Origin of the sequence: Buchananella sp. 14KM1171, from assembly GCF_041380365.1 — a bacterium.
GTDB classification, from domain to species: Bacteria; Actinomycetota; Actinomycetes; order Actinomycetales; family Actinomycetaceae; genus Buchananella; species Buchananella felis.
In genome coordinates, this window is record NZ_CP159981.1 from 2092382 (window position 1) to 2106476 (window position 14095).

A 14095-nucleotide genomic window follows, 5' to 3' on the forward strand; every position below is an offset into this window, starting at 1 on the left:
GCCGCGCTAAGGTGGAAGGGTGAGTGAAGAAGTCTCCTACGTGGACCGCGCCCGCTCCCTTCGCTACGAGGGCAGCGCGCTGGAGCGGCGCTTGCCGGAAGCGGACAAGAAGCCCGGGCGTAGTGCCTTTGAACGCGACCGGGCACGCGTGCTGCACTCCTCCGCCCTGCGTCGTCTGGGCGCCAAGACCCAGGTGCTGGGCCCCAACACCGACGACTTTGTGCGCACCCGCCTGACCCACTCCCTGGAGGTGGCGCAGGTGGGGCGCGAGCTGGCGATCGCCCTGGGCACGGACCCGGACGTGGTGGAGGCGGCCTGCCTGAGCCACGACATGGGCCACCCTCCCTTCGGTCACAACGGCGAGCGGGCGCTGGCGCAGGTCAGCCAGGAGGCCGGCTCGTTCGAGGGCAACGCCCAGACCTTCCGGCTGTTGACCCGGCTAGAGCCGAAGGTGGTGGACGGCCAGGACTCCTTCGGGCTCAACCTGACCCGCACCACCCTGGACGCGTGTGTGAAGTACCCGTGGACACTCTCTGAGGCACCTGCCAAGGCTGACGGCTCTCCCGGCACCAAGTTTGGTGTGTACGACGATGACTTGCCGGCCTTTTTGTGGGTGCGCGCCGATGCGCCCGCCGGGCGGCGCTGCCTGGAGACCCAGGTGATGGATTTGGCCGACGACATCGCCTATTCGGTGCACGACGTCGAGGACGCCTTCGCCACCGGCCGGGCCGCACCGGGCTCGGTGGTGATCGAGGCGGAGGGAATCTTGGACCACGTCGAGTCCTGGTATGGGCACGCGTTGACCCGAGACGAGCTGGGCAGCGCCATGGAACGCCTGCTCGCCCTGCCGGGGTGGCCGGCTAGCTGCGAGGGCACGCGCGGGGAACTGGCCGCCTTGAAGAACTTCGCTTCCCGCCTGATTGGCTCCTTCATTGGCGCCACTGTGGAGGCTACGCGCACCCAGTACGGGCAGGGCCCCCTGGCCAGGTACGACGCTGACCTTGTTGTTCCCCGCGCCACGCGCGCCGAGATCGCGGTGCTCAAGGGCATCGCGGTGCATTACGTGATGGCACCACGCGAGCTGGAACCGGTCTACCTGGCCCAGCGCTCCTTGCTCTTTGACCTGGTGGACGCCCTAGTGGAGTTGGGCGCCGAAGCCCTGGAACCCGCCTTTGCCGCCGACTACCGGCGGGCAGACACCGAGGGGCAGCGACTACGGGCCATCATTGACCAGGTGGCCTCGCTCAGCGACGTCGCAGCCAACCAATGGCATGCCCGCTATTGCGGCCTCATTGTTGGCTAGGTGGGTGGGCGACGTCGTCCACTAGCTGCGCTTTAGCTGCTTAGCGCAGACCAGAGCGCCGCCTAGACTGTTCCCCATGGCCGGACTCATTAAGCGCGAAGACATCGACGCGGTACGCGAGCGGGCCGACATTGCAGAGATCGTAGGAACGCACGTCACCCTGAAGTCGGCCGGAGTGGGCTCGATGAAGGGGCTGTGCCCATTCCACGACGAGCGCACCCCCTCCTTCCACGTGCGCCCCCAGCTGGGCTACTGGCACTGCTTTGGTTGCGGCGAGGGCGGCGACGTCTTCTCCTTCCTGCAACGCATGGACCGGGTCTCCTTCACCGAGGCTGTGGAGCTGTTAGCCGCCAAATACGGGGTGGAACTGCACTACGAGGACGGAGCTGCCGGGCCAGCCCGCAGCCCAGAGGAGCCCGGTAGGCGCCAGAGGCTGCTGGATGCGCACCGGATCGCCGAGGAGTTCTACCAGGCCCAGCTGGCCAGCCCGCAGGCAAGCGCGGCTCGCCAGTTCCTAGCATCGCGGGGCTTCGACCGGGGGGCGGCACGCCACTTCGGGGTCGGATACTCCCCGCCCGCATGGGACGAACTGCTGCGCGTGCTGCGCAGCCGGGGATTCAGGGACGACGAGATCGTCACAGCCGGCCTGGCCACCCAGGGGCCGCGAGGGATATACGACCGGTTCCGCGGACGCCTCATGTGGCCCATCCGCGACTTGACCGGCGCCACCATCGGCTTTGGTGCCCGCAAGCTGGGGGACGAGGACGGCCCCAAGTACCTCAACACCCCAGAGACGCCGCTCTACAAGAAGAACCAGGTGCTCTACGGCGTGGATCTGGCCAAGCGGGACATCGCCGCCAAACGACGCCTAGTGGTGGTGGAGGGCTACACGGACGTAATGGCAGCTCACCTGGCCGGGGAAACAACGGCTGTGGCCACCTGTGGAACCGCGTTCGGAGAAGGACACATCCGCGTGGCGCGGCGCCTGCTGGGCGACTCCTTTGACCCCGCTGCCGGCGTCATCTTCTCCACCGGCGCCCCCCACGGCGCCGAGGTGATCTTCACCTTCGACGGCGACGCCGCCGGGCGCAAGGCCGCCCTGCGCGCCTTCGAGCAGGACCAGAAGTTCGCCGCCCAGACCTTCGTGGCCGTGGAACCCAGCGGCAAGGACCCGTGCGACGTGCGCTGCGAGCGCGGGGATGCCGCCGTGCGCGAACTGATCGAATCGCGCCGACCCCTGTTCGAGTTCGCCATCGACTCCGTGCTGGCCGGGCTCGACGTGACCACCGCCGAAGGCCGCGTGGCCGGCATGCGGGTGGTGGCCCCCGTCATCGCCCAGATCCGCGACCGCGCCCTGCGCGGCGAATACGCCCGCGAGACCGCCGGGAAGCTGGGCATCGACGAGCGCGCCCTGCGCCAGGCCGTGCAGCGCGCCGAACGCGATGCCGCCGGGCGGGCGCGCCCCGACCGATACGGCGGCCACGAGGGCGGACGCTTCGCCGGCGCCCCCGGTTCGCACGGTCTCCCCGGTTCGCACGGTGGGGCGGGTGTCCCCGGTTCGCACGGTGCCCCCGGCTCGCACGGTGGGGCGGGTGCGCCCGGTTCGCACGGTGCCCCCGGCTCGCACGGTGGGGCGGGTGCGCCCGGCGGTGAAGGGGGTGGCTCCCAGGTGGGGGTGGCAGGAGGAACGTCGTCCGGCTACGGCGAAGCGGACGGAGCGCAGAGCATCAGCGGCGGCGCCATGAGCCAGGAGGAACTGCGCGAACTGGTGGCGCAGTGGTCCAGCGACCCCGCCGCCCGCACCGAACGCCAGGGCATGGAGGCCGTGCTGCTCTCCCCGCGCGCCGCCGCAGAGATGGGCTTTGACGACCTACCCGGCAACGTCTTCACCGTCCCCGCACTGCGCAGCCTGCACGAGTCCATCCGCGCCGCCGGGGGAGTGGGCTCCGCCGCCCAATACCCCCACCTGGGGGCGTGGATGCGGCAGGTGACCGAATACGTCGAGCCCTACCTGGTCGGGCTGCTGCACATGCTCTCCGTTGCCGCCGTGCCCGTGGCCGACGAAAAGGACGTGGACAAGTACGTGCGCGGCGTGGTCGGGGCGCTCATGCGCGCCTGGATCGTGCGGCGGATCGGAGACCTGCGCCAACAACTGCGCAGGCTCCCGGCAGAGTCCGAGCAGGCGCACGCCGCCATGGCCGAGCTGATGAAGCTGGAAACGCGGCGCAGGCAGCTGCTGGAACAGACCTAGGCTCGTGGCGCGAGCCGGAGCGGGGCGGGGGAAGCACGATTCGCCTTCCCCCGCCCCGCCCCGGCTGGGGTGCTAGCGCAGCAAGGCCCGGAGCTGGTCGGCAACGGCGGGAGAGACGGTGCGCGTCCCGCCTGTGATCGTGACGGAAGCGGGGCGGCCCAGCTGCCCCAGCACATCCCTAGTGGCCGGCGGCAAGGCGTCCGGGCGCGTCAGCAACAACACCCCGTTCATATTCGCGGCAAGGGCGGCCCCGCCCAGGGCGTCGGCAAAACCGGCGCCCGTGGACAGCACTACGGGGGCGTTCGGGGCGGCGAAGGCCTTGGCGAGCAGCGCGGCAGTGGCGTACCTGTCCGCCCCTGCGTAACGGGCGGCCACGGGCAGCCCGGCGGCGCGCATGGCCGCGTCCGGGCCGGGGCCGATCGCCACCAGGGAGAGGCGCGCGTCGCGCAGGTAAGTGGCTGCCTCAGCGGTGAGCTTGGCCCCGTTGGACAACACCGTCAACGAGCGCGCCGGCCCGGACGCGCTGCCGGCCGCCAGCGCGTCCGGGTAGCTGGTGCCCGTGGCGACCAGCACCCGCTGGATGCCCGGGTCCAGCTTCCGGGTCAGCTTCGCCGCCGCTACCGAGGTGGCAAAACGGTCGGGACCCGAGACGCGCTCCACCGTCATCGCGTTCTCCCGCAGCTGGCGCTCGATGACGGGAGAGACCGAGTTGGTGCCGCCCACCACGTACACCTTCTCCACCCCGCGCTGCTTCAACACGGCCAACAGCTCCGGCTCCAGGTGCACGGCCGTGGTGAGCAGCACAGGGGCCTGGACCGCGCGGGCCAGGGGAGCCGACGCCAGGGCGTCGGGCCAGTCCCGCCCCGTCGCCAGGACCGCGTTGCGGGACGACACCGGCAGCAGCTTGGCCACCTCGATAGCCGTGTCCACCCGGTTGACTCCTGCCGCCCGTTGCAGCTGCGCCGGCACATGCGCGGTGGCCGACGAAGACGGGGCAGGTGCGCTGGAAGCCGAAGAGGAGACGGACGGGCTGGCAGAGGGGACCCCGGATGCAGAAGCACTAGCCGAGACCGAGGGAGTCGAAGACGCCGATGGAACGGCTGAGGCGCTCGCGGAGGTGGAAGGGGCCGGAGGTGCCGAGGTACTGGTGGAAGGGGCCGGAGGCGCCGACGCGCTGGCAGTGGTGGAGGGCGCAGGGTGCACCGAGGCACTCGCTGTGGCAGAGCTAGAGGGCGTCACAGAGGCGGAAGGAGAAACCGAAGGACCGGCCGGAGTGGACGTGCTCTGCGGAGCAGAAGCAGATGCGCTCGGGGAGCCAGAGACACTAGCCGAGGCCGAGGCCGAGGCCGAGGCCGAGGCCGAAGAAGAGGCGGAGGCAGTAGCCGAAGAAGAGGCGGAGGCAGTGGCCGAGGCTGACGGCGCTGCTGACCCAGACAGAGACGGTGCTGCCGAAGGCGCCGCTGAATCTGAACTGGAAGCGCTCGGAGAGGGGGATGCGCTAGCCGAGGGAGGTACCGAAACCGAGACACTTGGGCTCGCAGAGGGAGTTAGTGATACCGAAGCCGAAGCACTAGCGGAAGGGACCGTGGAAGGTTTGGCAGAGGAGGACACCGAAGCAGAAGCGGAGGCAGTTGGCTGCGAAGGCGTGCTGGCGGATGCAGACGGCGACGGTGCGGGCGGTGTCTTGACGAAACCGAAATCAAGCGTGATGTCCCTGGCCCCATCAGCGGCGAGCGGCAAGACCGTAACGGCAGAGCCCGTCGAGGAGTCGAACTGTCCACTACCGCCACTTGCCCCGGCCTTGGTGGGGGAGTAGCCAGCGGGAACCTTCACCACAGTTACCGTGTATTTCTGGTTTCCCTCCAGCGCGGGAAGCCCAGTAAAGAGGTAACTACCGGCAGCTCCCGTGGTCACGTCGGCCACGGTCTGGCCAAACACGTCACGCACCGCAGCGCCGCCCGGGCCCACCAGCCGCAGCTGCACGCCCGCCAAGCCCGGCTCGGCCGGGTCCTGCGTGCCGTTGCCGTTGCGGTCGAACCAGGCGAAATCACCCACCGAAACAGCGGCGAGGCGCCGGGCGTGCCACTGGTCGCTGTTGGCGACCTGGGCGCCGCCGGAGATCGGCATGCCAGCCACCCGCACCGTGTGGGAATGGAGCAGCGCGGCACCAAGCGGCGGCAGAGTGGCGGTGCACTTGAAGGAATCGGCCGCAGCGAACTCCCAATTCACGGGGAGAGCAACAAAACCGTAGGTGGATGGGACGTCGGCCCCCGCCACCCGGCAGGACAGGCCCGTCAGAGACGGGCCGCCGCTAGCCACCAGCGAAACCGTCAGGTTGCGCAGCGGTGCCTTACCGGTGTTGGTCACCGTGAAATTGACCGTGTGGGAGGCGTTGGCAGGCAGCACGTTCGCCAAGGCAGCCGTGTCGTGGTCGCCCTGCGGCAGGTTGGCGGGCTCGCCGTTGACCAGCTTCGGGACCCCGTTTTGGAACACCACACCAGACCACGTGCCGGAGTAAGACTCCACGTCAATCGCGGCGGGAAGGCGCACAAAACCGAAGTCCAAAGTCGGGTCGCTCTGCCCCTGCGTCAGTGGCGAGCGCGACAGCGCGAAACCCGTAGAGGAGTCCAGCTCCCCGCCGCCGTTGGTCGGCCCCGCAACGGTGGGAGCAAAGCCGCGCGGGGTGACGGCCTCCACCATGTAGCGCTCGCCGGCAGCCAAGACGGGAAGGTCCTTGAACTCGTAACGGCCCGCAGAGTCAGAGAAGACCGGCTCAACCGGGGCGCCCCAAATGTCGAGCACACCCGAGCCGTCGCCCGCCCGCTTGATGGACAGCTTCACTCGGGGCAGCGGGGCGTCCCCGGAGTCCTGCAGCCCGTTGCCGTTGTTGTCCAGCCACACGTAGTCGCCGACGCTCACGGAGCCTGGGGTGACCGGGCGCGCCTCCAGCGTCAGGGTGGTGCGCGTGGCCTTACCGGAACCCACCACCAGGGAGACCGTGTCACCGTAGGAGTACTCCCCGAGGTTCACCAGGCGGGGGTTTGCCAGCTCCACCCCCTCCACCTGGGCGGAGCCAGGATCGGCCTTAATGGTCAGGCGCGTTCCCGCCGGGAACGGCTTGCTGGACGGGTAGTAGCCGTCGCCGTATCCGACGCGCAGATCAACGCCGAAGGGGTTAGAAGCAGGCGGCACCCAACCCGGATAGTCAGTTGCGCTCTTGCCAGCAGGCAACTGCCAGGCCACGGAGACACGAGCCGGCGTCCCGAACGGGATGCTGGGCGCGGCCGGGCCGTCCACGTGCGCAGCCACCTCGAAGGTGCTGAAGCCGGGGTCCAGCTTGCGGCTCTGCGGCGATGCCTGCACGAAGGCCGTCTGGGTGCCGCTGGACATGGCGAGCTGCTCCAGCGACGCGCTGCTGCGGTAGACCAGGCCCGGGTAGGCCTTCCCGGATGCGGAGGCGGGGGTGGTCTTGTAGATCAACTGGTAGTTGGCATCCGGCTCCCACGCGCTGCCGGCGCGCGGGGACAACTTGAACGTCACGGCGGTCCCCGAGGCATCCTCGCTCTCCTGAATGTCAAAGAGCGTGCGCCCCTGGGCGCCGGAGATCGGGGCGATGTCAGGCTTGGTAGTGCCCACCCGGGCCGGGCGGCTAGGTGCGGGAACGTCGATGGAGTCCACGAACCGCAGCTCCACGGCCTCGGTCCGGGACAGGCGGTGACCATTGGACAGTTGGATCTTGACGGTGAGAGGGGCAGGAATGCTGCCGTGGCCCAGCCTGCGCAACTGCTCCGAGTTCAACATCAGGTTCCAGACAAGCGTCGAGGTCTGGGCGTTGATGGGATGTTCCACCAGGTGATCCGAGTTCGGCACGTAGCCCGGGTTTACCGGAGGGACGATGGGGGCGCCGCCCGGATAGGCGACGGTGGTCTCCGTGCCGTTGAGGTCGAACGTGGTGCTCGCGGCGTCGTTCTCCCGGTAGATCTTGGCTGCGGCGAACCCGGTGCCGGTGATGGGGACGGACGCGCTGGTCAGGTCCGCTACGGCCGGGTTGAACCGGCAAAGGATTCGGTTGGGAAATACCGAGGCAGGCTCACGCATAGTGCAGGTGCCCACTTCGCGCTTTATCTGGGCGCCTTGCTGATTGCGGTAGGAAACCGTTAAGGGAGAAAAAGTCTGGGGATCGGGCGCAATATTCGCGGGCACCTCGACGAAAAAGTCATCCCCCGCCTTCGGGGTCGCGCCGGTGGCATCCCATGTCCAAGTTATACAAACGGTGTCGCCTGACGTTGCTGGGCCCTGGACGCAGGAGGGCGTGCCAGCCTGGTCGGCCTGCCTGCGTAGCTCCACGTCGCGGATGCTCACACGGGAGTTGTTGGCCGCCTGGGCAGGGGGCGCGCTCAGCGCCGCGAAGCCCACAAATGAGGTCGCCAACATGGCTGCGGCGAGGGCCCGGACAGTCCGAGCCAGCCTAAACGTTTGCATTCTTGCTCCGTCGCAATAGGCCAAGGGGGAGAGTCAGTTGATACAAGAGGGACGACCGTTGGTGGTTGTAAGAAGCCCACAATCAACGGCGGATGCTAACAGTCGCGAAGGTGCGGGGCTATCTCCGGCACGATGAAAGCTGACCGATTGACCGGTCAAGCTGCGCTGCGTTGGCTTAGAAAAGCCGTTCAACTATTGATGATCCGCAGTCTAGTTGGGTGGTGCGTGTAATGCGGCACTTTTGATTTAGCAGGGGCTCCGAACGCGGGACGTTGGTCCCGGAGTGGTGGGATGGCGCGGTTTTGGTGCGCGCCGCTGCGGGTAGGGGCGGGGGCGCTCGCGGGGCGCGGGGGAGCGTGTTGCGCGGCAGACGGGAACCGGGATGGCGGGGCCGATATGAATGGTCCCCCGACTGGGGCTTGAACCCAGGACCGACGGATTATGAGTCCGCTGCTCTGACCGACTGAGCTATCGGGGGCGGTGCGGTGTGCCGTACCTGCGGGCAAGACTACCGCGTGCGTGTTTTGGGCGGAAATTTGGTTAGCTAGGTGTCGTGTTCAAACTCTTTCAACGCTTGCCGCAACTCCAGGGTGTCAGTAGGGCGGAACGTCGTGCCCCTGCCATCGCCTTGGCTGGTGGCGGATTCGCCGTGGTCGGACGCAGGGGCGTATTGGTCACGGACCGCGAGGCCGTGGTGGCCGAGTACGAGTTCCACACCATTCAGCACGCCCAGTGGGACGCCGAGCCGCGCCTGCTCACCCTGCAGCGCGCCAATCCGCGCGAGCCCGCCGTGGTGCTCGAATCCGCCACCGACGACGTCGAGCGCTTCTCCTCCGCCCTCATCGACGCCGTGGAGCATGCAATCGTTTACTCGGCCACCGTCAAGCTGCCCGGCGGCAGGTGGGCGAGGGCCACCGTGCGGCGCCGCCACGACGGAGAATTGGTGGTGGACGTAGTTGGGACCGCACTGGATGGGATGGACGACGCTGCAGTCGAACGCCTCCTCGCAAAGGTGCGCGAGGTTGTGGGGATGGACACATGAGGGCCCAAATGGCCGGTTTTGGTCCGGAGCACTCCAAGCGGGCTGGTAGAGTTATGCCTCGCAATCCTGCGTAGCTCAATGGCAGAGCATCCGACTGTTAATCGGACGGTTGTTGGTTCGAGTCCAACCGCAGGAGCCAATCGGCAGACACGCCGAGCACGGAGGCCGCAGACGCAATGTCTGCGGCCTTCCACGTTTCCCGCCCCTCGAGCAGCGCCACCACGCGCTCGCGGTCTGCGGCCATCCCGCTCGCGAGGGAGTCGGTGCTGAGGCGCTGCATCCTGAGCACGGTGGAAGCGATGGTGGGGCGTCCCAGATGTGGCTGTAGTGGTGGTGATCGTCCGGCCGGGTGGTGCTCGGATGAGCTGGCGCTCTTGGGCGCGGACTTCTACGCCGCCCGGGCGCGCGCGGCGGTGGAGGGCCGGGGGCCAGGGGCTTGGGTTCTGGGCTTCATCTCGACGTTCGGGGCTTCATCTAGACGTTCGGGGCTTCATCTCGACGTTTCTGCGGGTTGGAACGTCTAGTTGAGGAGCTCAACGTCTAGTTGAAGAGTCAAACGTCGAGTTTCATTTGCGCACGCGTCCGCTCGTTCCGGGCCTTCCGGCGGGCAGCCCCGTAGGCAGGCTCTCTCACTACCAGCAGCACGCTGGATGAGTCGGCGCTCGGTGATAAACATGCCCTCGGTGGCTCGCTCAGGGAGACAGAAGCGCCCAACGTCGAGTTTTGTCGGTCTGGGCGGTCCTCCTACGCGGGCCGACCGTCCTCGACACCGTCCCGCGCCCAAGGCCCCGATGGGGCAGAACTGTCTATTGGGACTCCCAGGCGAAACGACTATGCGCTCGCAGCAAGGCGTGGTGGAATAGCTGCGCGTTTTGTGACGGAGGGGGGCCAGGTGATCAGCCAACACGAATGGGTTCGCCATCTTAAGAAGGTGGCTGAGTTCGCTATTGAAGCCGGATTCCCCCGTTATGACTGCGAGGAGGCAGTCCGTTGCGCGGAGATGGAGCCGTCCGAGGCGTCCTCCACGATCGCCGCGCTGTTGGGCTGCATGATCGACGACGGATTGGAGGCGTCGCCCGAGCTGGTGGAATACATCCGTCCCCTGGCTGAGGCATACGACGTGATCGAAGAATTCGCCGCCGAATTCCTGGCCCCCTCGTCTGCGTAGAGCGGCCCCAGCCCTGTATCGAGATGGTCCGGGGCCCTTTGTGTCCGCAGCGAGGGGATGAATTGCGGCCCGGCACAGCTGAGGATGTAGGGGCAAGGGGATAGGCAGCGGACTGGTTAGCTGCCGAGCCGTGCGCTGCTCCGGGGACGACTGGTGGCAGCGGCGCGTTGCCCCCGAGCGCACAAGAGTACGGGCGGGGTACATGCGACCGGCCGGTGCCGCGCCCCCGAGCGGTCGCATGTACCCCGATGCAGCATTTGCGTAGGCCCAGCCTTACGGACTTGGGTTCACCTCTACTCGCCCTCGGCTGACTCGCGGGGGCGGCCCACCTGCCAGGCGATCACGTGGGTGGGGCCGCCGGTCGGAAAGACCGGCGGCCCCCTCAGCCCGTCCGCGCGCCCTGGCGTTACTGGCCCGGCAGGGCGCTGGGCGTGGCCCCCCACTCCACCTGCATGGCGGCGAGCTGGGCCGCGTACATTAGCGCCGCCTGACGCTTGACGGCCCGCAGCGGGGAACGTGGGTCGCCCGCCGGGGAAGCCACGGCCTCCTGCATGAGCATCGGCACGGCCTGTGCCAGCGCGCTCTCAACCCACTGGCGCGGGCTCGCGGAACGATCCACGGAGAAGGTAGACACATCCGCCTGCGCCCCGGACTGCTGCGACTCCCCCTGCCCGGCGGGCGCAGCCACGGGCTGTGCGGACAGCAGCCACGAGCCGATCCTGTCGGCGATCTTGGTGAACTGAGCGCGCTGCTCGGGCTCACTGGCGATCGCTGCGGTGTCAGCAGTCCACTTCACGTAGTTGATCGCCAGCAGAGAGCCGATGCTCAACTCGGCCGCTGTTTCCTCGCCGCGGCCCCCAGGAGCCGCCGGCTCTGCGCCGCTCGAGGCCCCGTCTTGCGCGCCGACTTGCTCAGCCCCGCCGGTTAGCAGTCCCGCGATGTGCTGCTTGGCGGAGGTGGGGGCGGCGGCAAGCAGGGCGCTGTCAGAACGTCGTCCAGTACGGGCGCTCAGGGCGGTGAGCTCTTGCGCGTAGGAGATGGTCAAGGTGGTGGCAGTAGCGGCCTGCCCGGCATCCTCGGTGAGCAGCGCCAGCTCGTTGGCGCTCAGCAGCGCCTGCTCCACAAGCTCTTGCAGTTGGATTGGATTGGCCGGGATCGTGCGCGCCGGCGGGGCGCTGGCCGCTGCGGGCGCGGGCCCCTGCGTCCACGGCTGCCAGGGACCGCCCAACGCTCCCTGGCGCGCGCGCGAACGCACCACCAAGCCAACCAGGGCCTCTCCGCTCACGTTTCCCGCGCTCGTGGTCTCGGTGGGCGTGGTGAGTGGGTACTGCCCGGCGGCGGGACCGGCAGGGCTGGCGGAACCGGCCGAACCGGCGGAACCGGCCGAATCGGACCCGCTGCCGCCGCCCTCGTTTGCGCCCGGCCCGGTGCCCGCACCGTCGGTGCCGGTCCCCGTGCCGCCCGCACCGCCGGTGCCGGCGGCGGCAGCCCCTTCGGCGTCGGTCTCGGCCGGGGCAGGCACGCTCGCACCGGCCGCCTGGGCCATCCCGGTAGCGCCGGCCTCGATAGCGCGCTCGATGCCGAAAAGCTCCTCACGAAGCTCGGCGAGGTGCGTGAGCGGGGGCAGTGCGCCCGGTTCGCGCTCCAGCCGCAGGGAGCAGCCGCCCAGGGCGAGCGCCCCGCAAACCAGCGCCGCCACTGCGGCCCCAAACGTCCGCCTGCGGCGCCCACTGGCGCCACCGCTACCCCGGTCAATACCAGGTCGGGGGCTGCGCGCGTGGGAACGGTCCAAAGTAAGTGAGAAAGCCACGGGCGCAATTTTCCCATAGAATGGAACGGATTATTCATACCTGAGGGGGAGGCACGGGCCATGGCACAGCCAACTGGAGCCGATCTAACGCAAGCACTTGCACCGACAGTGGAATCCCTGGGCCTCTACCTGGAGAACGTCACCCTGACCAAGTCGGGGAAGTACACGATGGTTCGCGTCACCGTGGACCTGCCCGACGGCCCCGGCGCCGTGGACTCCGACCAGCTGGTGGACGTCACCCGGGCGGTGTCCAGCTGGCTCGACCAGGAGGACCCGATCCCGGGCCGCTACACCCTGGAGGTCTCCACCCCCGGGGCGGAACGGGTGCTGACCACGCCGCGCGATTTCCGTCGCGCGGAGGGTCGTATGGTCAAGGCGGTCGTGGCCGGTAAGGAGATCGAGGGCAGGCTGGAGGGCGTTAACGAAGGCAGCGTCGTCCTGGCCGGGCAGGAAATCGCTATGGCCGACATCGAAAAGTCGCGCGTGGTCCTGGAATTCTCCCGGGACTGACCAGATAAACACGGGCGGCGGCGCTAAGGCGGCGCATTTGGCCCAACTAAACACTTAGACACGGCAGAACGTGCGGCGGGGCAAACCGCCTGGAGGTAGGAGGAACGAAGTGGACATCGACATGACTCAGCTGCGGCTCGTGGGGGAGGAGCTGGGCGTCAGCGTCTCCACCCTGGTAGAGACGATCGAGACGGCGCTGCTGAAGGCCTACCTGCAAAACCCCGGCGCCATTCGCGGCGCCCGCGTGGACATCGACAAGCGCACCGGGCAGGCCGTCGTGATGGCGCCCGAGGTGGACGACGATGGCGTGGTTATCGGCGAGTTTGACGACACGCCGTCGAACTTCGGCCGCCTTGCCACCAACACGGTGCGCTCGATCATCACGCAGCGGCTGCGCGACGCCGACGACGCCAAGGTCTTTGGCCGCTTCAAGGACTCCACCGGCACGATCGTCTCCGGGCGCGTGGTGCAAAACCCGGACCGCCGGCTGGTGAAGGTGGACCTGGGCGACGGCGTGGAGGGAGTGCTTCCCCCGGAGGAGCAGGCCCCGGGCGAGTCCTACCCGCATGGCACGCAGCTGCGCGCGTTCGTGGTGGACATCTCCCGTGGCGCCAACGGGGCACAGGTTCGCCTGTCCCGCACCCACCCGGGCCTGGTGCGCGGCCTGTTCGAGAAGGAAGTGCCCCAGATCGCCGACGGCATCGTGGAGATCAAGTCCATCGCCCGCGAGGCCGGGCACCGCACCAAGATCGCCGTGGTCTCCCACGACCCGCAGGTGGGCGCGGTGGCCGCGTGCATCGGCAAGATGGGCGCGCGCGTCCGCTCCGTCATGGCAGAGCTGGGCGGGGAGAAGATCGACATCGTGGACTGGTCTGCTGACCCGGCCCGGTTCGTCGCCAACGCGCTGTCCCCGGCCAAGGTGGGCACCGTGACCATCCTGGACGCCGCAGCCCGCACCGCCCGCGTGGTGGTGCCGGACTTCCAGCTCTCGCTGGCGATCGGCAAGGAGGGGCAAAACGCCCGCCTGGCCGCCCGCCTGACCGGCTGGCGCATCGACATCAAGCCCGACCACGCCGGCGAGCAGGTGATCGGCACCGGCTCTCGCCCGGACGCCACGCCGGCCTGATCCCCCGGGCTTTATGCGACGAGAGACACGCCCGGGCTACGCCATGCCCAAGCGGGCGCTGGTTAGAATAGGGGGCGGCCCCGCGAAGGCCAGCAATCCCACTAGCCACGTTCCCGTGCGCACATGTGTGGGCTGCCGGAAGCGTGGGGAGCGAAACCAACTGGTGCGGGTTGTGCAGCTTGATGGACGCGTTGTCCTGGACGAGTACGCCAGCCTGCCCGGGAGGGGCGCCTGGCTCCACCACGAGACAGGCTGCTTAGAGAAAGCGCTGAAACGGCGAGCCTTTCCCCGCGCGCTGCGGGTGGAGGAGCTGGACGTTACAGGGCTAATGGAACTGCTGCCGTTGGGCGGCAACCAGGCGGCGCGCGGTGCGTCGCCTGTAGGAAAGGCGGAATAAGGCCAT

Annotated in this window: 9 protein-coding genes and 2 tRNA genes; 8 read left to right on the top strand and 3 right to left on the bottom strand. The window is 68.5% G+C overall.

Annotation, left to right across the window (positions count from 1 at the left end):
* Nucleotides 1–19: 19 nt before the first annotated feature.
* Both ABYF38_RS08090 and dnaG read left to right on the top strand, forming a co-directional pair.
* The gene (locus ABYF38_RS08090; protein WP_371151876.1) at nucleotides 20–1303 is read left to right on the top strand and encodes a deoxyguanosinetriphosphate triphosphohydrolase; all 1284 of its coding nucleotides are present in this window, start codon (nucleotides 20–22) and stop codon (nucleotides 1301–1303) included.
* Between the two features lie 76 nt (nucleotides 1304–1379).
* Nucleotides 1380–3554 (top strand): DNA primase, encoded by a 2175-nt coding sequence (gene dnaG / locus ABYF38_RS08095; RefSeq protein ID WP_371151877.1) that lies wholly within the window; start codon nucleotides 1380–1382, stop codon nucleotides 3552–3554.
* Between the two features lie 72 nt (nucleotides 3555–3626).
* On the opposite strand, the gene ABYF38_RS08100 is transcribed toward dnaG, so the two are convergent.
* On the bottom strand, nucleotides 3627–8036 hold the full coding sequence (locus tag ABYF38_RS08100; protein ID WP_371151878.1) for a cell wall-binding repeat-containing protein: 4410 nt from the start codon (nucleotides 8034–8036) through the stop codon (nucleotides 3627–3629).
* Nucleotides 8037–8437: 401 nt separating this feature from the next.
* A tRNA-Ile gene (locus ABYF38_RS08105) sits at nucleotides 8438–8514 on the bottom strand.
* Nucleotides 8515–8685: 171 nt separating this feature from the next.
* On the opposite strand from ABYF38_RS08105, the gene ABYF38_RS08110 reads away from it, so the two are divergent.
* From ABYF38_RS08110 to ABYF38_RS08120, 3 genes are all read left to right on the top strand, one after another.
* A complete protein-coding gene (locus tag ABYF38_RS08110; RefSeq protein WP_371151879.1) occupies nucleotides 8686–9078 on the top strand; it encodes a hypothetical protein in 393 nt (130 codons plus the stop codon).
* Between the two features lie 64 nt (nucleotides 9079–9142).
* A tRNA-Asn gene (locus ABYF38_RS08115) sits at nucleotides 9143–9217 on the top strand.
* 792 nt (nucleotides 9218–10009) lie between these two features.
* Nucleotides 10010–10246 (top strand): hypothetical protein, encoded by a 237-nt coding sequence (locus ABYF38_RS08120; RefSeq protein ID WP_371151880.1) that lies wholly within the window; start codon nucleotides 10010–10012, stop codon nucleotides 10244–10246.
* Between the two features lie 584 nt (nucleotides 10247–10830).
* Here the strand turns inward: ABYF38_RS08120 and ABYF38_RS08125 are convergent.
* The gene (locus ABYF38_RS08125) at nucleotides 10831–10956 is read right to left on the bottom strand and encodes a hypothetical protein (protein WP_371153020.1); all 126 of its coding nucleotides are present in this window, start codon (nucleotides 10954–10956) and stop codon (nucleotides 10831–10833) included.
* Nucleotides 10957–12164: 1208 nt separating this feature from the next.
* Between ABYF38_RS08125 and rimP the strand changes: the two genes are divergently transcribed.
* From rimP to ABYF38_RS08140, 3 genes are all read left to right on the top strand, one after another.
* A complete protein-coding gene (gene rimP / locus ABYF38_RS08130) occupies nucleotides 12165–12566 on the top strand; it encodes a ribosome maturation factor RimP (protein ID WP_371151881.1) in 402 nt (133 codons plus the stop codon).
* Between the two features lie 109 nt (nucleotides 12567–12675).
* On the top strand, nucleotides 12676–13692 hold the full coding sequence (nusA, locus tag ABYF38_RS08135) for a transcription termination factor NusA (protein WP_371151882.1): 1017 nt from the start codon (nucleotides 12676–12678) through the stop codon (nucleotides 13690–13692).
* Nucleotides 13693–13735: 43 nt separating this feature from the next.
* Nucleotides 13736–14089: a YlxR family protein gene (locus ABYF38_RS08140; RefSeq protein WP_371151883.1), complete on the top strand. Its 354-nt coding sequence runs from the start codon at nucleotides 13736–13738 to the stop codon at nucleotides 14087–14089.
* The last annotated feature ends 6 nt before the right edge of the window (nucleotides 14090–14095 follow it).

Coding starts and splice junctions, on each gene's coding strand:
- ABYF38_RS08100 (WP_371151878.1), bottom strand. CDS start 8,036: ATGCAAACGTTTAGGCTGGCTCGGACTGTCCGGGCCCTCGCCGCAGCC.
- dnaG (WP_371151877.1), top strand. CDS start 1,380: ATGGCCGGACTCATTAAGCGCGAAGACATCGACGCGGTACGCGAGCGG.
- ABYF38_RS08140 (WP_371151883.1), top strand. CDS start 13,736: ATGCCCAAGCGGGCGCTGGTTAGAATAGGGGGCGGCCCCGCGAAGGCC.